Raw genomic sequence first — 23,964 nt, 5'->3', positions numbered from 1 at the left:
CCCGGCTCCCTGGGCGTGAGGGGCCATGTCCCGTAGGGCTCCCCGGGGCGAGATGTCACAAGGCGGCCTCGTGCCGCCTCGGTGCGGAAGCCGTCACAGGCTCGGCCGCGGCACCACTCCGCCCGCCACGGCCCGCTGGCGTGGCGCCGCCGTGCCCGTCCAGCAGGTGCCGCGGCGGGCCAGCAGGCGCCGCAGCCAGACTTCGGTGGAGACGAGCTCGGCCAGGCCGTCCAGGGGCAGCCGCTCCCCCTGCGCGGCGGCGCGCAGCGCCTTACGGACGACACGGGCCTCGATCAGGCCCGCGTCGGCCAGCAGCGGCGCGTCGAAGAGGGTCATCAGCTCGCCCGTCCAGGTGCGCATGCCGGTCCGTACGGCGGCGGTGTGGGCGGCGTGGGAGGTGGCGCCCCAGCCGGGGGGAAGCTCCCGGATGCCCGCTCCGGCGAGGACCGAACGCAGCACCGCGGCGCGCGCCCCCGGTTGCACCCGAAGCGCTTCGGGGAGCGCACGGCAGGCCCGTACCACCTGGTTGTCGAGGAAGGGCGCGTGCAGGCGCTGGCTGCGGATCTCGGCGGCCTGCTCGAAGACGCGGTGGTCCGCCGCGTAGCGGGCGAGGGCGGCGTCGGCGCGGCGCTCCCCCGGGCGGCGCAGCAGCACGGGGCGCACGGCCGCTTCCTCCAGCCGTACGGACACCTCGGCGAGCGTCTCCCCGGTGAGCCAGCGGGCGGCGGGCCCGGGGCGGCACCACGTCAGGGCGGCGAGGGAGGCGGATACGGCGCCGGGGCCGTGTAGCGCCTGTTCGTCGATGAAGTGGCGCTCCATAAGGCGCGCGGCGGCCTCCTGGACGCCGTCGCGGTAGGAGGTGCGGGCCAGCCGTCGGGCGGCCCGGTAGACCGTGAAGGGCACGAAGAAGGACTGCGCGGAGGGGCCGTCGGCCTTGGCGAGCGCCGTTGCGGGGCGCAGCAGATGGCGTCTGCGGCGGTCGAGCAGCAGGTCCGCGAGGCGCGCGGGGTGGGCGTCGAGCACCTGGCGGGCGCCGTGCCCGATGAAGTGGTCGGCGCTGCCCGCGGCGAGCCGGCGCCGGTGGCGTTCGGCGATGACGAGGGAGGGGCCGGGTTCGTCGGTAAGGGCGCCGGTGTCGAGGCCCGCGTACGGCAGGGCGTCCTCGCCCGCGGCGACGACCACATGGTGCAGCCGTGGATTGGCGGCGATGGCTCCGGCCCGTTCGAGTTCGGCCTCGCGGGTGCGGGCGCCGCCCGCCGTGGCGAGGTCGTTGAAGGTGACGGCCAGGAGCCGCTCGCCCGCCTCGGTGCCGTGCCCGAAGAGGGTCCCGGGCATTCCGGGGAGACCGGCGGCGAGCAGGGCGAGCGTGGCGGAGGCGCTGCCTCCGGACAGATCGGCGCCGAGGCCGGGGGCCGGCGCGCCGCGGGCGGCCCGCCGTTCGGCGGGCCCCATGCCGGGCACCGGGCCGGGGTCGAGGTCATCGGTCTCGGGGGCGTGGCGCGGGGCGGTGAGCCGGGCCCGTACGGCCTCCACGAGGGCGTCCCGGACCGCGTCCACGGCCTTGTCCTGGTCGAGTGGGGGCGCGGCGACGGCGAGGGACGCGGTGGGCTCGTAGCCGGTGATGTCGCGGGCGCCGTCGCGCAGGATCAGCGCATGGCCCGGGGGCACGCGTCTGACGCCCATATAGGGCGTGCCGTCGCCCATGGCCTCCGGGGAGTCGGGGCAGGCGAGCAGCGCGCCGAGGTGGCCGACGTCGAGCTGGGCCTCGATGAGGTCGGCGAGCGGGAGCGCGGCCGTGGCGTAGGCGGTGCCGCCGCCCCAGTCGGTGTGGAAGACGGGCCGGGCGCCCGCGAGGTCGCCGACGATGGTGACGCGGCGGCCGGCCTGGGCCACGGCCGTGTAGCTGCCGGGCCAGGCGGTCAGATGGCGCAGGGCGCCGCCGCGGGCGGCGAACAGTCCCACCCGCAGCTCCTCGTCGGAGGCGCCGCAGCAGCCGAAGACGGCGAGGCGGGTGAAGGGGTCGGTCTGGACCACGCGTACTTCATCGGGCCGCCAGTCGCCGACCGCCCACAGCGGATCGGGGTCGGACCACAGGAGTTGGGCACCGACCGGCTGGATCGCACGGCCCTCCGAGGAGACCGGGCCGGATGCGGTACTGCTCCACCCCACCAACCACCGCATCGCCGCCTCCACAGGCTGTGGGCATCCAGGGCAACCAAGAAGTAGGTGCCATCATGCACAGCATGTTGACGGTTTCGGCATCGAACCGGACAACAACATGGATCTCCTGGATGTCCTGTGACCACAGATGACCGCAGGAATCGCAGAGTTGATCCCAGGGGGTGGCACCTCTCACGAAGGCATCCGTAAGGAGCCCGCCGAGGGAACCACCGCCGGTAGCGACCCACCGTTCCGCCATGGCCCATGCTGCCACGATTGGGGCGCACAAGAGCGCAAGGGCATCGACGAGTGTGCGGAGCGGCGCACAAAAGGCGCACGAAGGGGCGCACGGAAAGAGCGCCGCCCGAGCGCCAATCCGCAGATCACACGGGGGCCTTACCGCCTCGTGCCGCGGCGGCCACCACGCGCGGCGACATCCGCGGCATGTGCTAGGTGGTTCACCGCTCCGAGGGAGAACTAGGCGGAATCCATGCCGAATCCGGGCGCGCTCTACGCGGAAGAGGGCTTCCCGCGTCGGGCCTCCCCCTCCCCGGCCCGACGCGGGAGCCCGGCCGTGAGGGGCAATATTCAGCCAAATTGCCGTGGCGCTCTCGTTGGTCTTGCGGACGACCTGTAGGGACTCGACTTCCGCCTCTCGCGCCTCCCGACACGACAGTCCGGGAGGCGGCATTCGCCTCCCGGACCGTTCCGCCACCCGCGGGGAATGAGGCGGCGGCGTCCCCCAGCCCACTGGATCCAGTACAGCGGGCCGACCCACGCAGGACCCATCGAAACGTCCCCGCCGCGACTGAGACAGAGCGCACACACGGGCGCACAGCCACACACACCGGGAGCACACGTCACGCCCCGCACGCCCGTTCGTACAAGAATCTCGCCATCCGGGACACCACCTCTTAACGGTCGGGATGCGGCGAACTACGCTGGGTTTACGAATGTCCCGCGCTTATGCCGGGGCGGCCGTCGGTGCTGTCGAGGGGTGCGCATGTCCAGGGAGCCACGCGGGCCGAACGAAAAGCTCGGCACCGTTCTCGCCCTCGCTGGGATCAGCAATGCCGGGCTCGCGCGCAGAGTCAACGACCTCGGCGCCCAGCGTGGCCTGACGCTTCGCTACGACAAGACGTCCGTCGCGCGCTGGGTGTCCAAGGGCATGGTGCCCCAAGGCGCCGCGCCACACCTCATTGCGGCTGCGATCGGGAGCAAACTCGGCCGCCCCGTCCCCCTGCACGAAATCGGCCTGGCCGATGCCGATCCGGCCCCCGAGGTCGGGCTTGCCTTCCCGCGCGACATCGGCCAGGCCGTCCGCTCCGCGACCGAGCTCTACCGGCTGGATCTCGCGGGTCGGCGCGGTGGCGTCGGCATTTGGCAGAGCCTGGCCGGATCTTTCTCAGTAAGCGCATACGCCACCCCGGCCTCGCGCTGGCTCATATCCCCCGCCGACAGTTCGGTGGCCCGCGAGCCCAAGGACGCCGAGGACGGAACCACCGCCGCGAGCACCACGGGCACGGCGGCGCCGGACGCCATACCGCCGCAGCGCGTCGGCCACAGTGACGTCACCAAGTTGCGCGAGGCCGCCGAGGACGCGCGCCGCTGGGACTCCAAGTACGGCGGCGGCGACTGGCGTTCCTCCATGGTTCCCGAGTGCCTCCGGGTGGACGCGGCTCCCCTGCTGCTCGGCTCGTACAGCGACGAGGTCGGCCGCTCCCTCTTCGGCGCCACCGCCGAACTGACCCGGCTCGCCGGGTGGATGGCCTTCGACACCGGCCAACAGGAGGCCGCACAGCGGTACTACATCCAGGCGCTGCGCCTCGCCCGCGCAGCGGCCGACGTCCCCCTGGGCGGCTATGTGCTGGCGTCGATGAGCCTTCAGGCCACCTATCGCGGCTTCGCCGACGAGGGCGTGGACCTGGCCCAGGCCGCCCTGGAGCGCAACCGCGGCCTGGCCACCGCACGCACCATGAGCTTCTTCCGGCTCGTGGAGGCGCGCGCCCAGGCCAAGTCCGGGGACGGGCCCGCCTGCGGGGCGGCCCTGAAGTCCGCGGAAGGCTGGCTGGAGCGCTCGCGGGCGGGCGACCCCGATCCGTCCTGGCTCGACTTCTACAGCCATGAGCGGTTCGCGGCCGACGCCGCCGAGTGCTATCGCGATCTCCGGCTGCCGCGCCAGGTGCGGCGCTTCACCGAGCAGGCGCTGGCCCGGCCGACGGAGGAGTTCGTACGGTCGCACGGGCTGCGGCTCGTGGTGTCCGCCGTCGCTGAACTGGAGTCCGGCAATCTGGACGCGGCCTGTGCGGCGGGCGCCCGTGCCGTGGAGGTCGCCAACCGGATCTCGTCCGCGCGCACCACTGAGTACGTACGCGACCTGATGCAGCGCCTTGAGGCGTACCGCGACGAGCCGCGCGTCGCCGAGCTGCGCGAGCAGGCCCGGCCGCTGCTGGTGACCCCGGCGTGAGCGGCATGGGAGCGGGGGCGAGCAGCATGGGACCGGACGCGAGCGGCATGAGGGCGGGGGCGAGCGGCATGAGAGCGGGGGCGAGCGGCCGCGATGAGTGGTGAACGGCCGGGGATGAGCGGCGAGGTGAGAGCAGCCCGGAATAAGCGATTCAGAGGCGAGCCGCCCGAAATGGCCGATTCGACATGAATCGATCCATATGGCCGATGGACCTAGCCCAGGCCCTAGTCCTCACATGGGTTTCGGGCCGTTGTCAGTGGCGCAGGTCATGATAGGGATCGACGGTCGGGCGACTGGACGGTGTGGCGCGTGGGGAGGTGACATGGCGTGACGGCGTTGGACTGCGACGTGCTGGTGATCGGGGGCGGGATCGTCGGCATGTCGACGGCGTATGCGATCACGCGCGCCGCGCCCGGCACCCGCGTGACCGTGCTCGAGAAGGAAGCGGGCCCGGCCCGCCACCAGACCGGGCGGAACAGCGGCGTGATCCACAGCGGTATCTACTACCGGCCGGGGTCGCTCAAGGCGCGGTTCGCGGTGCGCGGCGCGGCGGAGATGGTGAAGTTCTGCGCCGAGCACGGCATCCCGCACGAGGTCACCGGCAAGCTCATCGTCGCCACGGAGCGTTCCGAGCTGCCGAGGCTCCACGGCCTCGTCCAGCGCGGCAGGGAGAACGGCATTCCGGTGCGCGAGCTGGGCCCCGCCCAGATCGCGGAGTACGAACCATGGGTGCGCGGCCTCGCCGCGATCCATGTCGGCACGACGGGCGTCTGCGACTTCGGCGCGGTGGCGGCCCGGCTGGCCCGGCTGGCCCAGGACGCGGGCGCCTCGGTGCGGTACGGGTCGCAGGTGCGCACCATCGGCCGGCGCCCCTCCGCGGTCGCGGTGCGCACGGCGGACGGCACGGTGCTGCGCGCGCGGGCCCTGGTCAACTGCGCGGGTCTGCACTGCGACCGCGTCGCCCGGCTGGCGGGCGACGACCCAGGCATGCGGATCGTGCCCTTCCGCGGTGAGTACTACGAGCTGGTGCCCTCCCGCGCCTCGCTGGTGAACGGTCTGGTGTACCCGGTGCCCGACCCGGCGTTCCCGTTCCTCGGCGTCCATCTGACCCGCGGCATCGACGGCGGCGTCCACATCGGGCCCAACGCGGTGCCGGCCCTGGCCCGCGAGGGGTACGCCTGGCATACGGTGCGCCCGCAGGAGCTGGCCGGCACATTGGCGTATCCGGGCTCCTGGCGGATCGCCCGCCGCCACTGGCGGTACGGGGCGGGTGAGCTGCGTCGTTCCCTGTCCAAGCGCGCCTTCACCGACGCCGTGCGCCGCCTGCTGCCGGATGTGACGGCCGACGACCTGATAGCGGCCCCGGCGGGCGTGCGCGCACAGGCGGTGCTGCCGGACGGCACGCTGGTGGACGACTTCCTCATCTCGCAGTCGCCCGGGATCGTCCATGTGCTCAACGCCCCGTCGCCCGCGGCCACGGCCTCCCTGCCGATCGGCCGCGAGGTCGCCCGCCGAGTGCTGGAGACCCTGCGGACGGGGTGACGGAGCGGGAGGGGTTGAGGGGGTAGGGGCCGGGGTCCACCGCCGCTGTAGGGCCGGAGCCGTCGCCAAGGTAGGGGTCGGGGTCGGGGCCTGCCGCGGCCGTACGGGCCAGGGATCGCCACCGAACGGGCCGGGGATCTCCACCGTACGGGCCGGGCCGCACCGCCGAGGTACGGGCCGGGCCCCATCGCCAAGGTACGGGCCGGGCCGCACCGCCGCCGTACGGCCGGAGAGCGTTGCCGAGGTACGGGCCGGTGCCCGCCACGTCCGTACGGTCCGAGCCCAACCGCCACCGTACGGTGGAACCAAGCCCCGCGACCGTACGGGCCGAACCGAGCCGCGGCCGTACGGACGAACCCAACCGCCAGGGCACGGACGAGCCCAACCACCGGGGCACGGGCAGGACCCGGTCACCCACCCCCACCGGGTCGGCACGGCCGAGCCTCCCCGCCCCCGCCCCCGCCCGTAGAATCGAAGCACTGTGTCCGAGAAGCCCACCGCCCCCGATTCCCACGTGGAGCGCGCTCTGCCCGCCCCCCGTGACCGCAGCGAGCCGATGTTCCCCGGCGGCCCCGTGGCCGACCCGGCGGGCTCACATCACGAGCGCCGCATCCGCTCCTTCCGCCCCCGCCGCGGCCGGGTGACCCCGGGCCAGGGCGAGGCGCTGCGCCGCCTGTGGCCGCAGTGGGGCCTGGACATCGACGGGCTGAGCCGTATCGACCTCGGTGAGTTGTTCGCCACAGAGGCGGGCCCGCGCCCGGACCTCCCCGTCATCCTGGAGATCGGCTTCGGCATGGGGGAGGCCACCGCGCAGATGGCCGCCGCCGACCCCGGCACGGGCATCCTCGCCGCCGACGTCCACACCCCCGGCCAGGGCAATCTGCTCGCGCTCGCGGAACGGAGCGGCCTGGACAACATCCGAGTCGCCAACGGCGACGCGATCATCCTGCTCCGCGAGATGCTGGCCCCCGCCTCGCTCTCCGGGCTGCGGGTCTTCTTCCCCGACCCCTGGCCCAAGAAGCGGCACCACAAGCGCCGCCTCATCCAGCCCGAGTTCATCGAACTCGCCGCCACCCGGCTGAAGCCCGGTGCGCTGCTGCACTGCGCGACCGACTGGGAGCCGTACGCGGAGCAGATGCTGGAGGTCCTCTCCACGAGCCCCGCCTTCGACAACTCCCAGGCCGATGGGGGCTACACCCCGCGCCCGGACTTCCGGCCGCTCACCAAGTTCGAGGGCCAGGGGCTGGACAAGGGACACCTCGTCCATGACCTGATCTTCCGCCGCAACGACACATAACGACCCCAAGGGGATGGGCATAACCCCTGAGTCCCCCTCCCCCTTTCGTTAGGGTCGGTTGAGTGCATCAGTCCCCGCCCCCGCAAGAGCCGCCCGAACCACGACCGGCCACGCCGCCGTACGAGGCGCCGCAAGGAGCGCGGCACGACGCACCACACGGCGCGCCGCACGGGACACCGCAGGACGACGCCCCGCACGGGGACGCACCGTTCGAAGCGACACAGTCAGCGCCGCACGCCGACGCCAAGCACGCCGGCACCCCGCACGCGGACGCCCCGCACGCGGACGCCCCGTACGGCACGCCCTACGGCTCTCCGTACGGTGACCAGCACCCGTGGTTCCACACCGGCGCCGCACCGGCGGGCTGGCCGCAACCGCCCCGCCAGCGGCTGTGGGGTCCGGGCGGCCGCCTCGCCCGCGTCTGGCACAACAAGGCGCTCAGGGCCACCGCGCTCACCGGTCTGCTCTCGCTCTCCGGCCTGATCATCCTGGCGCTGGTGCGCGAGCAGACGGGCACCAAGGGCTTCCTGGTGGGGCTCGGCCTCGCCGTCCTCCCCGTGCCGCTGATCATCGCGGTCTTCCGGTGGCTGGACCGCGTGGACCCCAAGCCCTGGCGAAACCTTTTGTTCGCCTTCGCCTGGGGGGCGTGCGCGGCGACGCTGGTCGCGCTGATAGCCAACGGCTTCGCCACCGAGTGGCTCATGACGACCGTGGACTCCTCGTCCCCGACCGGCCAGGCCGACGCCGACACCTGGGGCGCCACCTTCATCGCGCCGTTCGTGGAGGAGAGCGCCAAAGCGGCCGCCGTCCTGCTGCTCTTCCTCTTCCGCCGCCGTGACTTCAACGGGCTGGTCGACGGGGTCGTCGTCGCCGGAATCACCGCCACCGGTTTCGCCTTCACCGAGAACATCCTCTATCTCGGCTCGGCCTTCGTCAGCGACCAGACGCTCGGCTACTCCGGCATCCGGTCGACCACGGCCGCGACCTTCTTCATCCGCGCCGTAATGTCCCCCTTCGCGCATCCCCTCTTCACCTCGATGACGGGTGTGGGCTTCGGCATAGCCGCCGCGGCGGCGCGGCACCAGCGCGTCCGCCGCGTCCTCATACCGATCGCGATGCTGCTGACGGCGATGGTCCTGCACGGCGTCTGGAACGGCTCGGCGACCCTCGGCGGCTACGGCTTCCTCATCGTCTACGCCCTGTTCATGGTCCCGGTGTTCGGGCTGCTGACCTGGCTGACGATCTGGTCCCGCACCAAGGAGCTGCGCGCGATACGGGAGCAGCTCACCGCCTACCAGACGGCCGGCTGGCTCACCCCGCCCGAGCCGCTCGCACTGTCCTCGATGCGCGCCCGCGGGATCGCCCGCGACCTCGCCCGCCGCACCCACGGCGCGGTGGCGGCCCGTACGGTCGGCGAGTACACCGCCTTCGCGACCTCGCTGGCCCTGCTGCGGCGGCGCGCGTACCGGGGTACGGCGGGGCCGGACTTCACCGCGCGCGAGAAGGAACTGCTGGACCGGCTGTGGGAGCGGCGGGAGACGGCCCAGCCCGCCCTGGCCCACGCGGCGCTGTCGGTGCCGCTCCCCCGGCCGCGCCGCGTACCCCGGCCGGCCCCGGGGACGATGCCCGCACCGTTCTGGCCCGCGGGGCCGTACGGCGGCGGGTACGCATACGGCTACGGAAGCGGTCAGGGGTACGGCTACGGCTACGGAAGCCGCGCGTCCGGCTACGGCTATGGCGGCACCGGATCCGGCACCGGCCACGGCAGCCCCGGACCCGGCACCGGCCACGGGAGCCCCGGGTCCGGCCACGACCCCGGCTCCGGCGCCCAGGCGCAGTACGCGCCCCACCCCACCTACGCACCGTGGGGCGCCCCTCCCCCGCACGGCCCGCAGCCACCGCGAACGCCGCAACCACCGCAGACCCCGCAACCCCTGCAGACCCAGCGGCCATCGCAGACCCCGCAACTACCGCGGAGCCCGCAGCCGCACGCGAATTCGGCGACGCCTCACACCTCCCCCGTGCCGTACGGATCCGGCGGCCCCGAAAGTCGTCTGTAACCTCCCGCCCCTTTCGGACGTGTTCCTACATAGAAGCGGGGAGCACGCGGGGGCGCGGGGGATTCATGTCAGGACCATCACCTTCATCCACACCATCCGATTTCGACCAGTTCTATACGGTTACGGCAAAGCGGCTCGTGGCCGTGGTCTATGCGGCGACGGGCGATCTCGCCGAGGCCGAGGACGCGGTACAGGAGGCGTATGCCAGGGCGTGGCAGCGCTGGGACCGGCTGACCGCCGAGGGTGATCCCACGCCGTGGGTGCGCACCGTCGCCCTGCGCCTCGCCGTCAGCTCCTGGCGCCGCGCCCGTAACCGCATGCGGGCCCACTTCCGCCATGGTCCGCCCCCCGATCTCCCCGATCTCGCCCCGGACCGAGTGGCGCTGGTCCATGCCCTGCGCGGGCTGAAGCCCGAGCAGCGTACGGCCGTGGTCCTGCACCACCTTCTCGATCTGCCCATTGAGCAGGTGGCCCGGGAGACGGGCGTCTCCCCCGGCGCCGTGCGCACCCGGCTGAGCCGTGCCCGCAAGGCCCTCGGCTCCCATCTCGCCGAAGCCGAAGCCGATGCGGACGCCGAGGCACCGACACCGACACCGACACCGACACCAGCACCGTCCCCCCATCCGCCCGTCTGCCACCCCAAGGAGGTGCCCTCCCATGGCTGATCTGGACGAGCGCCTGCGCGATATCGCTCGCGATGTCGAGCCCTCCATACGTCTGGCGGGCCCGGAAGCCGTGCGTGCGCGCGGCCGTCGGCGCCGGGCACGGCAGCGCACCACGATCGCCGCCGCGGCCGTCCTGGCGGTGGCCGCCGTGACCGCGGGCTCCTGGCGGCTGCTGCCGGGCGACGACTCCACCCGTACGCTCCCGGCGGCCCCGCCCACCCCGCGAACGGACCGCGTCCCGGGGGCGCCGATCCCCGCGAGCGCCCTTCTTCGCCCCTCGGCGCTGCCGTTCGACGCGATGGTGCGCTGGAAGACGGCCGACTCCACCACCTCCACCGACAACGGCCGGGCACCGCTGCTCGACTTCTCCCCCAGCTGCCGCCTCGACGGTCCGCGCCCCCTCGCCCAGCGCACCCGCGACTATCAGGGCCACAAGGCGGAGCAGGCGCGGCACACCATCAACGCCTATGCGAGCGACGGCGAGGCCGCGATGGTCTTCGTCTCCCTCGAGGAGACGCTGAAGGACCGATGCGCCCGCCCCAAGGCGCTGGGCACCACCTCGTCACCCAAGCTCGCGGCCGACGAGCCGACCACCATGACCTACGGCTGGCACCCGTCCCGCGCACCGCATGACGCCCAGGTCGTCCTGATGCGCTCGGGCGCCCGGGTCGGGGTCCTGCAGGCCGGAGGGATCGGCAGCCCGTCCGGCGAATACACCGACGGCCCCTCCGCCTACTGCATATCGGTCTCGCTGTGGCGCCTCGATCCCGCCGCCACCGCCTCCCCCGGCCCGTACCGGGCCAACCCCGAGGAGGTGAAGAGGCGTTGCTGACCCACTCCTCCCCACCCACCACCGCCCCTCACGACTCCCGCAAGAGGTCTTCTGTGCTCTCCCTACGTTCCCTACGTTCCCTGCGCACCCTCACGGTGCCCGCCATCGCCGTCGCCCTGCTCGCCGGATGCCAGTCGGCGTCGAAATCCGCCTCGGTGGACCCGGCCGACGCCAAGCCCGCCCGGATCACCATCACCCCGGGCAGCGACTCGGCGGCGATAGCCCCCGACGCCCCGGTCAAGGTGACCGCCTCCCACGGCACCCTCACCAAGGTCCGCATCGCCCCCGACGGCGCCGGCTCCCAGGCCGTCACGGTGACCGGCGCCCTCTCCCACTCCAAGACCAGCTGGCGCTCCAACCGCACCATGACCCCGGGCACCACCTACACCGTCGAGGCCACGGCCACCAACGCCGCCGGCAAGTCCGCCGTCCAGCACTCCACCTTCCGCACCCGCGCCGCCCAGCAGATCAACGGCGTCACCGTCACCCCGTCCAAGGACGCCACCGTCGGCGTGGGCCAGCCGGTCTCCCTGGCCTTCGACCACCCGGTGCCGAACAAGGCAGCGGTGGAGCGCAGCCTCTCCATCTCCACCAGCCCGAAGGTCGAAGGCTCCTGGGGCTGGGTCAAGGACCCCCTCACCGGTATCGAGCGCGTCGACTGGCGCCCCAAGACCTACTGGCACAAGGGCACCAAGGTCACCCTCCGCGCCCGCCTCAGCGGCGTGAACACCGGCGACTCCCGCTACCTCCGTCGCGATGTCGCGACAACCTTCACCATCGGCACGCCCCGGATCTCCAAGGTCGACATCAAGAACCACACGATGACCGTCTACGAGGACGGCCAGAAGCAGAAGACCATCCCGATATCCGCCGGCCAGCCCTCCTACCCCACCTGGAACGGCACCATGGTCGTCCTCGACAAAGCCCCCATGGTCAACATGACCAGCGAGTCCGTCGGCATAGCCGACCCTTACAACAAGGACGTCCCCTGGGCCGTCCACCTCACCACCTCGGGCACCTACGCCCACGCCGCCCCCTGGAACGAGGGCCTCGGCTACTTCGGCCAGTCCAACCAGAGCCACGGCTGCGTCGGCATGTCCCTCGCCGACGGCAAGTGGTTCTACAACCGCGCCACCCGAGGCGACATCGTCGAGATAACGGGCTCCACCCGCGCCACAGTCTCCACCGGCAACGGCTTCGGCGACTGGAACCTCCCCTACCCCTCCTGGCAAAAGCTCAGCGCCCTGCACTGAGCCCCCACGCACCTGCGGGCACCCGCGCCAGCAGGGCGCGGGTGCCCGCACGCTCGTGTATCGAGCTGTCACAAGGGCCAAGGGCATGGCCCTTACCGCACCGCGTTGGTTATCCGCGCAGATAGAAGTGGATAGCGGAGGCGATGGCCGTGCCGAGTGGGATCGGCACGGCGTTGCCGATCTGTTTGGCGATATCGGTCTTCGATCCGCACCAGCGAAATTCGAGCGGGAAGCCCTGAATGCGAGCCGCTTCGTAATGGGTGATTGGACGCGAAACTGTCGGATGAAGGTAGCGGCCCTTCTCAGGCTTGAAGAATTCAGTTCGGATGGTGACGGATGGCTCACCCAGGCGGAGCCTTCCCATTACATCACCGGTGCCGGAATTATGATTGTCCCAGCTCTCGGTCGACAGGTACTCGACTGCTGTCTTTATGTTCGGAGGATTCGGAACGTCAAAAATGGAAATCTCACCGAACTCGTCAACCGTGTACCACTTGCCCCGCAGATCCTTCCGGTTCCCACCAAGGGGGATTGCGCGATAACGGGCTCTGGAGAGAGCCTCTGGAGTACGGCCGAAATGGAGATCCAGGGTGGTGAAGATACCAGGAACGAACGCATCGACCTCGGCGACAAATTCTTTGCCATCCGGGAGTTCCGTGCCCCGTATTTTAAGCTGCTCGGACTCATGGAACACACTGTCGACAGCCCGCCAATACAGGGGCCGCCCTGCATCGACACCTTCCAGCGGCTGAGCGAGGGTACCTCTGCCGCTTCTCGGACGGCGAATATGCGTCGACACAGGATAGGTCAACTCACGACCGTTGTCGATGTCGCGACGCACACCGATGACGATGGCTCGCCGACGCGCTTGAACCGCACCGTAGTCGGCCGCGTTGAGCAGGTAGCGCTTGTTTTTATCCTCGATAGTATCTGTTTTTTTATGTCCGGGAGGATCGACGAGCATGTATTCGTGCAGCAGGCCGCCCCCTTCCACTTGACTCAGAAGATTACGAAACTCATCCGACTTCAAAAAGCGATCGACGTTCTCGATCACGAACACTTTCGGACGGATCTCGGCAACGATCCGAACGTATTCCTCCCACAGGCGGTTACGTTCACTGCCCTTCTTGCCGCGATTCAAGGCAGAGAATCCTTGGCAGGGAGGTCCCCCGACCACCACGTCCGCATGGAGCGCGGCTGGTGTTGGTTTCCACTGCTCAATGTCGCCCAGATGGACGCATGCCTGTGGAAGGTGTTTGTCGGGCTGGCCACTTCCGAAATTCGCCGCGTATGTTGCTGCTGCAGCAGCGTTGTGTTCGACGGCCGCGATGCTGTGGAAGACAGGACCGCCGTCCGGTACCCTTTGGGGGCGGAACTCGTGAAATCCCTGAGTGAAGCCACCGCAGCCGGAGAACAAGTCGACGACTGTGACGGGCTCTGGGGTGTAGGGACGGGGCGCGCGCATGTGCTGATCCTAGCTTCGCAGGGCCGCCGCGATCGCGCTTCCGACGGCCGTCGCGAGCGGTGGCGGCATCGCGTGGCCGATCTGACGGTACCTGGATGTCTTGCCGCCGAAGAAGCGCCAATCCGGAGGGAATGCCTGGATGCTGGCCGCTTGGTCGATGGTCAGCTTCGGTTGACCGTCTACGGGGAAGTCCGCGTCTGGGACCTCGTTGCCCAGACTGGTGCCGTTCACACCGAGCGCGGCCCAGGCCTTCTTGCTGCCGGTGGGACCAAGGTCGGCCCCTCCTCTGCGGTCGGAGCCTCCGACGAGGGCGGGCGCAATGCGGTCCGCGCCCTTGACCCAGCGTGCGGCGCCGGGCCAACCGTGTGCGGACATGGAAGGGCCGAGAACCTGTCCAACGGTCGGCGGCGGCAGCTCACTCGGCTCGGGCCAAGAAAATCGGAAGAAATATGGATCCTGCAGGGCAACCAGGAAGCCGCTGCTGCGGTTCTGCGGCACGCCAAAGTCTGCGGCATTGAGGACCCGCCAACTCGAGCGATAGCCCGCACTCCGAAGCTGAGCTTCGATCCATGAGCGCTCGGCATCGAACTGCGGGACCTCAACGAGGTCTGGGACGTTCTCCAATAGCAAGGCTTTTGGTCGGATGTCACGTACCAGATCGACCGCAGCCCTGAGCACCCTCCGTTCCTCCGAGTCCTCGGCACGACCGACCGTGGCGGACGATTTCACCCGCGGGAGCCCACCACTGACGAGATCAACCCCCAGCGTCTCCGGACGCATGCGCGGGTGGAATTGAACGACGTCCATGCAGACGACATCCCATTCCGACCGGTTGAGGTCGATCGTGAAGCAGGCATCGGCCTTACTGTCGATGAGTAGTACCGGATCGAAGCCGGCATTCTCGAGCCCCAGAGCCTGCGCGCCGGCACCAGCGCATATTTCAACTGACGTGAAACGGCGCGAATCAGCTGGCACGACCGAAGCGCGTCGGGGAATCGGCGACTCTTCCTCCGGCAAGGTCGGGAGTCGTTCTTCACCATTGATGCTGTCTACGGGTCCGTCCTGCCCGGTCTGCGTGCTCTCGGTCCTGCGAATCGAGGCTGACACCCGTTGGGCATCCACCGACTCTTGGGCAACCGCGCGCAGTTCGTGGTCCAGCGCGTCCGTCTCGATGCCATCGAAGAGTACGAACGGGGCGAGCCGGAGCAGTCTCTTGAGGAAATCTCGAAGCGTCTCGCGTTCGTTGAGCCCAGTCAGGTCGAGGTTCTTCCAGACCCGGAGGATGGCCCGGACCATGTGCGGGCTTCCACCGAGCGCGGCCCGTCGTGCATAGATCTGGTCGAACGCCGCCTCACCCAGGATCTCGAGGGCAGCGTACGGATCCGGGTCGTCGGGCGAGCGAACCAGCTGAGCCCGCCACCACAACCGTCCGAAAACGTGCCGGGTGAGGTCCGTGCCGAGGATGCGATCCTTGGGCGGCCGAGGGTAGCGCCAGAAGGCGACGTCCGGGAGCAGGACGAGCGCGAGAAAGACCCAGACATCCCGTGAGGCTGCCTCCGCGGGCACCATACCCATCTCGGCGTGCAGCAGAGCGGCAAGCCGAAGATCGAAGTCGGCATTGCTCGCGCGGTCGGACTTGTCAGGAAAACCAGCACGCTGTGCGAGTTCTACGACCCCTGCCCGCAGTTCATGGAGCTGGGCAGCGGAGACTCGGTCACCACCGGTGGCCACGTACACCGCCGACTCATGAGCGACGGCCACTTGACGGGTCAACTCAGCTGCCGTCAAGTGCTGGTACTCCACGAAGAGCGGTCTGGCCTGTTCGGCGAGCAATCGAGGGTAAAGGAAGCTCATCACGACACCTCGAAGATCTTGACCGCTGCCTGCAGATCGGAAGCGAACAATGCGGGTGACTGCCGCTGGCGCAGCCGGACGTCAGTGATCGACTGCCCCGGAAAGAGTTGCTCGAAGAGACTCAGCAGGGTGGCTCCCAGCGAGCCGTCGGGGAAGTCGGCGTCTTCGCCGAAATCGTCGACACTGAGTGCGTGTTCGATCATGACTCGTGCGGCGTCCGCATACACCGCGGAGAGCACGATGCGGTCGACCGGGCGGGGCTTCCCTGCATTCTCGAATGCGGTGGTGGTGATCGTGTTCCGTTCGTTGACCAGCAGGAGCAAAGATCCCATTGTGGCGCTCTCCATGCCACCGCTGATCTGCAAGTGCCAGGCTGCCTCGTCGGGGAAGGACGTTCGAGCAAAGTCGATCACGGCCATCGGGAACTGGGGCGCATCGCCCTGGAGCCGCAACGAATCCCGATCGCTCCACAGCACAGAACCGGCCCTGCGGGGCGAGGACGGTCGGGCATCGCTTCGGCGCTCGGCCAGTACGAGGGCGGTGTCGAGAAGCAGCAGACCGCCCAGATCGGCACCGCGCAGTCGAACGTCGAAGTCGACGGTACGCGTGCCGCCCTCGGCTAAGCGCACATGCTGCGCCGGCCCGCCGAGGTTGGACCCGGTGGCCGTCCAGACAGCCGACAGCATTAGCGCTGCGTCGTCCGGAAGACCTGACCCTGAACGCGCCCGGTCCAAGTCGACCCTGACGCGTCTGCGCAGATGCAGGTTCATCCGGTAGTCCCAGTCGGGCAGCGCCTCGGGCATATCGAGTTCGCCCGCCTCGTTCACCAGCAACCATGCCTCGGGGACGACGACGTCCTCGGGCGGGATGCGATAAGGAAGAACGCGCCGGGTCACGGTGTCTTCACCGCCTCGACCTTGATGCCGATCTCGGTCATGGTGTCCGGGGCCGGACGCACGAGAGCGCGCCGTACAAGCTCGCCGCCTTCCATCACGCACGCCTCGGAGGTATCCAGGAGATCCTCCCCGGACTCCCATCCGATGAGCGTGGGCATGGTTGCCCCGAGCGGCGGATCCGTTTCGCGGCCGCTGGAGCCGGGAAGTGTGACGGCCAGATCGATGCGCACCCGCTGCAGTCCCGGCACTGGCAGTCGGAATTCCTGGACGAGCACGGAGGTGTTGCCACGATCCTCGTAGTAGGGGTCGCCGACATACTGCACTCGGGGACGACCGCGCAGAACGCCGGCTCCACCGTTGTCCGTCGCGTCGGCGAACGTGCGGCGATCGGCGCTGAATGTCGCTTGACCGCCCGTGTCGTCGAGGGCAGGCCGATCCGTACCCGACCGTGCTGCTGACCGAACGGGCCGGTCCGAGGTCGGTAGGGCCGTACTCTCATTCTGCTTCGAGGAGCGTATTGCAGTGCTGCCCGGCTTGGAGTAAGCGGTGGCTCCGCCGATGCCCCAGGCCCCACCCACCAACCCGGAGAAGAGCGAACTGGCAGCACCCAGCGCGACGTTGCTCGCTCCGGGGCGGGCGACGCCGCCGAGAGAGAGCAGACGGTCGAGCGCCTCGGCGATACGACGAAACGTCGTCTGCACGAAGGTGCTCTCGGGCCTTTCGAGCGACTGTGGGTTCCAGGCATCGTGCGTGGGTGGTTCGGCCCTGGCGTAGGTCTCGTCCATCGTCTCGTCGGCCCGAAAGGCCCCTGCGTAGCCCTGATTGGCGCTCGGGGGCTTCGGTCCGGGGTGATAGGTGACGACGAGTTCCGCGGGCCGCATCAGGCAGACATGGTGGACGAGGTCCTCAATGTCGAGCATGCGGGATGCACGAGTCGGCTCCAGAGGTGGCGTGATCCGCTTCACCAGTCCGAGGCGCCCCAAATGACGCTTGGGCTTCATGCACTCCAGGTCGCTGCCCTCGGGACCGGTCATCGCCTCGAAGGCGGCAACAAACATGTTGAGAGGGCGGGTCTCCCGGGGATCCGGCACGGGCTGTGGGACGCCGTGGCAGGTGACGGAGAAGCTCATGGCAGGCGGTTTGTCTCCGATGGAGATCATCTTTGGCCAGAGGTGCCAGGCAACGGTTTCGGCCAAGTAGTCGGCCGCCTCGGACGGCTCGAGGTCGTCCAGGTGCGGATCAATGACGACGACGGTCGTGCCGGTCTCCTCGATGCCGAAAGGTTTGAGGCCCAGCCGATGAGCCGCTGCCTCAGCCTCTTGGCCGACCAAGGGCTCGACAACCTCTCCTGATGTATCACCCCACCAGTGCCGCCCTGTGTAGCGACGATCTCCCTGCTCCTCAGTGGTGACGTAGCTCTTCCACAGCGTGCAGCCGATGAGTCGCGTCTCATAACCTCCCCGAGAGGTGCGGCAGCGTGTATGCAGCACCACGGTTCCGGGCCTGGACAACAGGTAGAAAATGCCTTTCCCGAAGCCGTACGTGCCACCACCCAGCGCGGTGTCGCGCGGTTCGCCGATGTTTCGGACGAAGGAGACAAAGTCGTGCTCCGAGCCCACGGCGTCATCAGCACGGGTGGGACCTCCGAGTCCGCGGGTATTGCGGTCGGAGACTGCCAGGACCCGCACCGAGTTCTGCCTGAGACTCTCGCGAAGTGGGAAGTTCTCCGCGCGGGCGGGTGCGCCCCGGAGCAGAAGCTCCCGCCATGCTGCGGCGTGGGCCGGTCCGACCGTCCACATGTCGATGCGGTAGTCGACCGGCAGAGCGGACGTCATGAGACGGGCGTCCCAGCTGTTCTGGGCCGACTCGCGCACCAAGATGGTGAGCAAGTCGAGTTCCGGACGTCCGAGCTGGTTGCGAATACCCTCCGCGGCACTCGCGCCTTCCGGCGGATAGGGCTGGGAGAGCCAGCGGGGCTCCGTCATACGGACTCCTGGATCAGGCTGTGGATCACCTGGGACACCTGGCAAGGCGTCAGGGGAGAGGGCGTCTCACCGGATAGGTCAATTGTGTATTCGACGTCCATTACCGACACCGGCACACCGGCCGCGGTGAGTGCCCGGCCCGACAGTCCAGGAAATCCGGGGTCGACTCGGTACCACCTCTCCTCGCCGATCACGAATCGCACATCGCGATAGCGGTCACCATCAGCGGGACGGTATCCGGCCCGTGCGAGTAGTGCGAGGAGCGCCCCCTCGTCGTCGCACAGCTGAAGTGTCCGCTCCACCAACTCCACGAACGCAATGCCAGGTCCATTCGCTCCGGTGCTCTGCAGGCGGAACCAGACCAGACAGAGCGTCCCGCCCTCCGGCGCCTCGAGTTGGTCAAGTCCGTGGATGCGCGGCCTCCGCCCTTCGTCGGCAGTACTCGATTTGACCTCAACAGCAGTGGTCCCGGTCGAGTAGTCGTGACGGTGTCCTTCAGGGCCGCGCCACACCCGGTGGGCGCTCGAGTCCCTCTCGAGAAGTCGATTGAGCACCGTCAGCTCACCGAACAGTCCGGCGAGCTGCTCGGGATCCAGTGGCATTCCCTGCGTCCGGAAGAGGGCCTTCCAGCGGTCGAGGACACGATAGAGCGCCTTGACGGGATGCTCGGGCAACTCTTCGGCAGCACCCAATACGTCAACGCACAGTTCCGTGAACAGATCACTGAAGTCCTTCTGCAAGCAGGCCAGGTCGGCGTAGGTCTGGTAGGTCTCCTCGTCCTCCAGCGCGCGCTTGCGCAACCGGAGTACCGGCCCGTCCGGCCCGGATCGGACCTTGCTGTGGGCGTGGGTCGGCACGAGGACATGGCGGTGCCCGTCGTGGTCGACTGCCACCGCCAACGGACCGTGGTCGACAACGACAGGCAGCTGCGAAACCCGAAGGCGGCGCGCACCGGTGACCTGCTCGGCCTCGAGCGCCGTCCAGGACTCCTCGACGAGCCTGCGGAGGGCATCGTCATTCATGCGTCCTCGCTGTCGAGGAGGCTGTAGTCCTCGTCCTCGATCCGGACATTGCTCAGATTGGCGGAGATGTACTTCTCCACCGCGCTGTCCCCGTCCCTCGGCTTGGGAAAGACAAGGCCGACGCCAATGACGTGCTCCTCTGCGTTCAACGGTGCACGCAGCTTCTTCGACGGGCTCGGCGCGGACACCCTGTCGATCGGGTAGAGGACCAGCAGGCCGGTGTCCGGGAGTTCGATGCGGCGCCGCTCCATGATGCCCTTCTCGGTCAACTTGGACGTATCGCCCGTAAGGTCCACCGCGGCGTCGCGGCGACTCATCAGCGTCTTGATGTCGGCGAAGTCCGGGGCAGGATTGGTGACGGCAAGACGGGCGCGGATGTTGCGCCCAACGGTCACATCCGGGGTGAAGGTGAAGCCATCACCTTTGGGGTTGCCCACGATGGCGGCGTTCCACCGGCCCAGCGAGCCAGCCGTGGCGACGCGTTTTCGGATGTAGTCGGTGATCAGGTCGGCGTCGTTCTCCGGGGACTTCTCGTGGAACCTGTACATCGAGAGGAAGTCGGTCACGATGTCGTGAGGTATGCCACGGAAGATGTACCGGCCCTCTTCCGAGCGTTCCTCCGTCCTCACCGCGTTGGCGACACAAGCGGCAACCAGAGTGCGTGCGGCGCCGATGTTCCCACGCAGCCAGTCGGCGTTCGTGTGGAAGTAATGGGTCTGCACTCGCTTGCCGCCGTAGGACGACGCCGCCGTGACAGCATCGCGCATCTTGGCCGCTGCGGTCACGCGCAGTGCCGGGTGCGTACGCAGCCGGACGGCGAAGGAGAGAGGTGTCTCGTCCTCGGTCATGTAAATGTCGATGTCGCGCCGCATCTCGGTTTCGACCGTGGCGAGGTGACGGAACCACTCGGCCAGTTCGTCCGTCATCCAGATTCGAGGCAGGTCGGCGTAGCCGTTCCGGAAGCCGAACCAACGCCCCATCTGCAATAGAGTGTCGTACGCCGAAACCGCGCGGACGAAGTAGCTCACTGACAAGCCTTCGAGCGTCAGTCCCCGGGAGAGAGTATTGCCGCCCACGGCGATTGCCACGACCGGACCGTTCTCGTAGTCGAGGCGGTCCTCACTGCTGGAGTTGTCCATGATGACACGGCAGCTGTCGAGAACTCCCGGCAGCTCCAGCACCAACTTCTCGAATGGCACTCTCGTCTCGCCGAAGTCCTCGGCCGGAACGCGGTCGGCCTCCTGCTCCCACAGGCCACGCAGCCGGGACAAGAAGTCGGCGTCCGCGAGGGAGCGCGCTGACCGGTTGCGCAGATACTCCAAGGGACTCCTGAAACTGTTGTGCACCGCGGTGTTCACGCTGGTATGAATCAGCATGGTGCTGTGCGGATTACCAGTACCGCGTACCCGCCGGGCGGCCGTGACCAGCCAGAAGTACTCAACTGCCCTGCGGAGAGCCCCAGTGACAACGGGCTGAAAGCCGTCGATGTCGGCCCTGGTCTCGGGGCGTACGCAGGACACATCGTCTTCGGGGATGGACCGGATCATGTCGTATCCGTCGTCGACCTGTTCCGGGTCCTCTCCGTCCAGCGCATAGCGCCCAAAGAGGACCTCGGTACCGAAGTGTCCTTCGGGCTTGGGCAGGTTGACGACGAAGTCTTTGGGATAGAGATCCTCGGCACTCGGGTCGATCAGCAGGTTGGCGAACGGCGAGGCCGTATACCCCACGTAGGCTGACTTCGGTAGGCAGCTCATGATGTTCAAGATCAGAGGGTTGATCGACTTCGTTGCCACGGTGGCCTGGTCGGCCTCGTCATCGACGATCAGCGCCGGGCAGTCCTCTAGGTAGTCCGACGCCTTCTCGAGCCACCGGGACAGTTTCCGCAATACCGTGGCATTCTTCTTCACCACGCATAGCACGTGCGTCTTGTTGTTCTTCCCGAAGTACGAGGCAGGGTTTTCCTGTGGCGTGAAGTCCTTGTCGAGGCCGGTCAGCTGTGACCACATCGCCGGATTCGACTCCACGAGCTGCTGCACCAGTCGATCCTGGGTCTGGCGCCGAAGGCCGTTGTGGATACCAGCCAGGACAATGAACAGCTTGTAGCCGCGGTCAGCCGCCTTGGCCATGACCGAGGTGAAGTTTGTCGTCTTGCCGGACTGCACGTATCCAACGACAAGGCCCCGCGTGGAGAATGCTTTCTCCTTGGGATGGTTCAGCAACGAGACGACCCGAGTGGAGGAATCATCGAGGGACCTGATCGCAGGTTCTTGCGGCCAGCCGTCCTTGCGGAGCAGGCCCACGATGGCCGGCCAGCACTTGTCCCTGGCCTGCGGACCGGTGTACCAGGTGTCGCGGTTACCCAAAACTATCGCGTGAGGTTCCTCAAGCTCCTTGATGCGGACGGTTCGCTGCTCGTGCCGCTCCCGGATTCGCTGGATGACCCTTGCACTGATTCCGAGTTGCTCAAGACGCTTGACCGACTCTGAGGGGGGAAACGCGTCCAAGAGCGCCTGGAACGTCTCGTACATATTGTCGAATTCGTCGGTCATCGAGTCACCCGTCCCCCACCCTCGTTCGCTGGACCGGTGGACCGCAGGCCCCGCCGCCTCCGTGGATTGCTCCATGAGCAACACGCTCTGCGGCTCACACCGGTATGCCGCCCTACAACCTACTAATTTTTGTGTGGCACGACCCCTAATGCGCAAGTCAAGATCTGGACCGAAACTCACGAGCCGATGGTCGCGGAGCCGGCGAACGCGCACCTGTCCGGCGGACCCGACAGGAATCGGGAAGAGAGAAGCCCAGGTGCCCGCATCTCGGGTCAGGACCCGCCCGGGGACGACCGCCTGTACACCACTGTGGCGCTGATCCGGCGCGCGACCTCCTCGGCCGACTCGTGTTCCCAAAACCTCAAGACCGTCCAGCCCATCGAGTGCAGCTGGTCCGTCGTCTCTCGATCCCGCTCCATGTTCCGGTCGAGCTTGGAGCGCCACCATTCGGCGTTCGCGCGCGGGCTTGTAGCGTGATCCGGGCAGCCGTGCCAGAAGCAGCCATCCAGGAATACTGCAATCTTCAACTTGCTGAACATGATGTCTACGGTCCGACGGGGCATCCCCGGAACGGGAACGTGCAGCCGGTAGCGCAGACCGTCGCCGTGCAGCAATCGGCGAACGGCCAACTCCTGCGACGTGTCACGGGAGGCTTGACGGCTCATGCGCGCGGCAACCGCCAGTGATGATGCGGTCGGGGACATAGGACCATTCTCCACCAGGGTGTCAAGGTAATGCGACGCACTGTGCATGATCAGGCAACACGCACGCCATGACTGACCTGGCACGACCAGCCCGTGCCCACTAACTCGTCGTCGTTAGCCGGGGCGCCGTTTGGGGTCGAGTCCGTGCAACGGGCAGGGGAGGCCGGACAAGAAACACGGCCCAGGTCTGTGGCTTGGACCTTCATTGTGGAGCAGGCGGCAGAAATCGAAGCCGCACTCCGAGTGCGAGGCAGCCATGAGCATGTCACTGACAATCTCGCGCCGGTAAACCGCACTAAGATCGTGTTCTATGTGGTGATGCGTGCGTTGAACAGCGGCTATCAGACCCCGACAGCCATCTGCCGCCCGACCAGGCCCGGCCCACCGCCTGTACTGAACCGCCCGAGGCGTGCACAGCCCCGACACAGGGACCACCGCGGCTCTACAGGCCGCCGACGCACAGCACACCACGCTGCCAGTCCAGGGCGTCGCAGCCGCCTCGCCAGCCAACTCCTGGCCCTGAACGAGCGGATCAAGCACATCGACCAGCAGATCCGCGAACCCTTCCGCACCCACCTCCAGACCGCCATCATCGAGTTCCTGGCAGAACATGGGGCCAATACTCGGAGCGGAGTTCATCGTCGCAGCAGGTCACTTGGCCTCCCGCGCAATCGAGGCCACCTCGCCCCGGCGACCGCCCGGTCTCGGCCCCCGCGACTCCAGAAACACGCTCGGGCAACCTGCACCGTCCCGAGCGCTGCAGCCAGCACCTCCACCGGGTGTCCCACCCGCCCAGACCAGTTTCGAGCCCGGCCGTGCGCGGTCAGCCGGACTCAGGTCTACTTTTAGGCGGCCTCGCCCCGATTATCCTGTAGAAAAAGTCATCGCCCGTGGCACGGCAGAAGTCCAGCCGATCCGCCGCCCGCAACCGCTCCAGCAGAACCCGCTGGAGCCCATCCCAGAAACCGACTGCCTGCCGCTCAGCCGGCCGCCGCCAGCCCGTCGGCTCCGAACCGAACCCCAACTCCTGCAGCAGGGAATCCCGCTGGATGCCCGTGTAGAGACGAACATGAGCCCCTGCAGGATCTTGCGGTCATCGATTCGCTTACGGCCCGGGTGTTGGTGGCGGCGTTCATGCCTGTACAGGAGAACCTCGATCACCACCCACAGCTCATCACTGATCTCACGGCTTCGGCTGAGCCGTCCTCACCCC

The 23,964-nt window shown here is 68.5% G+C and carries 15 protein-coding genes and 1 pseudogene; 7 read left to right on the top strand and 9 right to left on the bottom strand.

Annotated features, from left to right (window positions below; all coding sequences use genetic code 11):
- Positions 1 to 93: 93 nt before the first annotated feature.
- A complete protein-coding gene (locus tag J2Z30_RS46980) occupies positions 94 to 2,181 on the bottom strand; it encodes an asparagine synthase-related protein (RefSeq protein ID WP_078956749.1) in 2,088 nt (695 codons plus the stop codon).
- A 982-nt stretch (positions 2,182 to 3,163) separates the two neighbouring features.
- Between J2Z30_RS46980 and J2Z30_RS46975 the strand changes: the two genes are divergently transcribed.
- The 7 genes from J2Z30_RS46975 (at position 3,164) to J2Z30_RS46945 (ending at position 12,276) form a co-directional block, all read left to right on the top strand.
- The gene (locus tag J2Z30_RS46975; protein WP_044572078.1) at positions 3,164 to 4,627 is read left to right on the top strand and encodes an NsdA family TPR-like regulatory protein; all 1,464 of its coding nucleotides are present in this window, start codon (positions 3,164 to 3,166) and stop codon (positions 4,625 to 4,627) included.
- Between the two features lie 327 nt (positions 4,628 to 4,954).
- Positions 4,955 to 6,169, top strand: a complete 1,215-nt coding sequence (gene lhgD / locus J2Z30_RS46970; RefSeq protein ID WP_044572080.1) for an L-2-hydroxyglutarate dehydrogenase — start codon at positions 4,955 to 4,957, stop codon at positions 6,167 to 6,169.
- A gap of 556 nt (positions 6,170 to 6,725) precedes the next feature.
- Positions 6,726 to 7,466 (top strand): tRNA (guanosine(46)-N7)-methyltransferase TrmB, encoded by a 741-nt coding sequence (gene trmB, locus J2Z30_RS46965; RefSeq protein ID WP_245389284.1) that lies wholly within the window; start codon positions 6,726 to 6,728, stop codon positions 7,464 to 7,466.
- Between the two features lie 62 nt (positions 7,467 to 7,528).
- Positions 7,529 to 9,526, top strand: a complete 1,998-nt coding sequence (locus J2Z30_RS46960; protein ID WP_372453417.1) for a PrsW family intramembrane metalloprotease — start codon at positions 7,529 to 7,531, stop codon at positions 9,524 to 9,526.
- Positions 9,527 to 9,591: 65 nt separating this feature from the next.
- Entirely contained in the window at positions 9,592 to 10,191 is a 600-nt protein-coding gene (locus tag J2Z30_RS46955) for a SigE family RNA polymerase sigma factor (protein ID WP_044572088.1), read from the top strand.
- On the top strand, positions 10,184 to 11,023 hold the full coding sequence (locus J2Z30_RS46950; RefSeq protein WP_044572090.1) for a hypothetical protein: 840 nt from the start codon (positions 10,184 to 10,186) through the stop codon (positions 11,021 to 11,023). Before J2Z30_RS46955 ends, J2Z30_RS46950 begins: the two co-directional genes overlap by 8 nt.
- A gap of 53 nt (positions 11,024 to 11,076) precedes the next feature.
- Positions 11,077 to 12,276, top strand: a complete 1,200-nt coding sequence (locus tag J2Z30_RS46945) for a L,D-transpeptidase (protein ID WP_044572092.1) — start codon at positions 11,077 to 11,079, stop codon at positions 12,274 to 12,276.
- Positions 12,277 to 12,385: 109 nt separating this feature from the next.
- On the opposite strand, the gene J2Z30_RS46940 is transcribed toward J2Z30_RS46945, so the two are convergent.
- The 8 genes and pseudogenes from J2Z30_RS46940 to J2Z30_RS50505 form a co-directional block, all read right to left on the bottom strand.
- Positions 12,386 to 13,741: a DNA cytosine methyltransferase gene (locus J2Z30_RS46940; protein ID WP_078956750.1), complete on the bottom strand. Its 1,356-nt coding sequence runs from the start codon at positions 13,739 to 13,741 to the stop codon at positions 12,386 to 12,388.
- Positions 13,742 to 13,750: 9 nt separating this feature from the next.
- Positions 13,751 to 15,595 carry a DNA cytosine methyltransferase gene (locus tag J2Z30_RS51545; protein WP_308280274.1) on the bottom strand — a complete coding sequence of 615 codons (1,845 nt, stop codon included), beginning with the start codon at positions 15,593 to 15,595 and terminating at the stop codon, positions 13,751 to 13,753.
- On the bottom strand, positions 15,595 to 16,491 hold the full coding sequence (locus J2Z30_RS46930) for a hypothetical protein (RefSeq protein ID WP_209469143.1): 897 nt from the start codon (positions 16,489 to 16,491) through the stop codon (positions 15,595 to 15,597). Before J2Z30_RS46930 ends, J2Z30_RS51545 begins: the two co-directional genes overlap by 1 nt.
- Positions 16,488 to 18,476 (bottom strand): hypothetical protein, encoded by a 1,989-nt coding sequence (locus J2Z30_RS46925; RefSeq protein WP_044572094.1) that lies wholly within the window; start codon positions 18,474 to 18,476, stop codon positions 16,488 to 16,490. Before J2Z30_RS46925 ends, J2Z30_RS46930 begins: the two co-directional genes overlap by 4 nt.
- The gene (locus J2Z30_RS46920; RefSeq protein WP_044572096.1) at positions 18,473 to 19,498 is read right to left on the bottom strand and encodes a PD-(D/E)XK motif protein; all 1,026 of its coding nucleotides are present in this window, start codon (positions 19,496 to 19,498) and stop codon (positions 18,473 to 18,475) included. The genes J2Z30_RS46925 and J2Z30_RS46920 overlap by 4 nt, the downstream gene beginning before the upstream one ends.
- Positions 19,495 to 22,047 (bottom strand): Z1 domain-containing protein, encoded by a 2,553-nt coding sequence (locus tag J2Z30_RS46915; RefSeq protein ID WP_044572098.1) that lies wholly within the window; start codon positions 22,045 to 22,047, stop codon positions 19,495 to 19,497. Before J2Z30_RS46915 ends, J2Z30_RS46920 begins: the two co-directional genes overlap by 4 nt.
- 272 nt (positions 22,048 to 22,319) lie before the next feature.
- Complete coding sequence (locus J2Z30_RS46910) at positions 22,320 to 22,751, bottom strand: very short patch repair endonuclease (protein WP_245389275.1); 432 nt, start codon at positions 22,749 to 22,751, stop codon at positions 22,320 to 22,322.
- A gap of 777 nt (positions 22,752 to 23,528) precedes the next feature.
- A pseudogene (locus J2Z30_RS50505) lies at positions 23,529 to 23,933 on the bottom strand (transposase); the annotation flags it as partial.
- Positions 23,934 to 23,964 lie beyond the last annotated feature (31 nt).

The sequence above is a fragment of the Streptomyces iranensis genome (assembly GCF_017874715.1).
Taxonomy (GTDB): Bacteria; Actinomycetota; Actinomycetes; order Streptomycetales; family Streptomycetaceae; genus Streptomyces; species Streptomyces iranensis.
This window is presented reverse-complemented; position numbering and strand designations above follow the sequence as displayed.

Excerpts from the sequence above, each read along its gene's own strand:
- J2Z30_RS46915 (WP_044572098.1), bottom strand. The coding sequence starts at position 22,047 with ATGACCGACGAATTCGACAATATGTACGAGACGTTCCAGGCGCTCTTG.
- trmB (WP_245389284.1), top strand. The coding sequence starts at position 6,726 with ATGTTCCCCGGCGGCCCCGTGGCCGACCCGGCGGGCTCACATCACGAG.
- J2Z30_RS46925 (WP_044572094.1), bottom strand. The coding sequence starts at position 18,476 with ATGACGGAGCCCCGCTGGCTCTCCCAGCCCTATCCGCCGGAAGGCGCG.
- J2Z30_RS46975 (WP_044572078.1), top strand. The coding sequence starts at position 3,164 with ATGTCCAGGGAGCCACGCGGGCCGAACGAAAAGCTCGGCACCGTTCTC.
- J2Z30_RS46950 (WP_044572090.1), top strand. The coding sequence starts at position 10,184 with ATGGCTGATCTGGACGAGCGCCTGCGCGATATCGCTCGCGATGTCGAG.
- J2Z30_RS51545 (WP_308280274.1), bottom strand. The coding sequence starts at position 15,595 with ATGAGCTTCCTTTACCCTCGATTGCTCGCCGAACAGGCCAGACCGCTC.
- J2Z30_RS46910 (WP_245389275.1), bottom strand. The coding sequence starts at position 22,751 with ATGTCCCCGACCGCATCATCACTGGCGGTTGCCGCGCGCATGAGCCGT.
- J2Z30_RS46955 (WP_044572088.1), top strand. The coding sequence starts at position 9,592 with ATGTCAGGACCATCACCTTCATCCACACCATCCGATTTCGACCAGTTC.
- J2Z30_RS46920 (WP_044572096.1), bottom strand. The coding sequence starts at position 19,498 with ATGAATGACGATGCCCTCCGCAGGCTCGTCGAGGAGTCCTGGACGGCG.
- J2Z30_RS46940 (WP_078956750.1), bottom strand. The coding sequence starts at position 13,741 with ATGCGCGCGCCCCGTCCCTACACCCCAGAGCCCGTCACAGTCGTCGAC.
- J2Z30_RS46980 (WP_078956749.1), bottom strand. The coding sequence starts at position 2,181 with ATGCGGTGGTTGGTGGGGTGGAGCAGTACCGCATCCGGCCCGGTCTCC.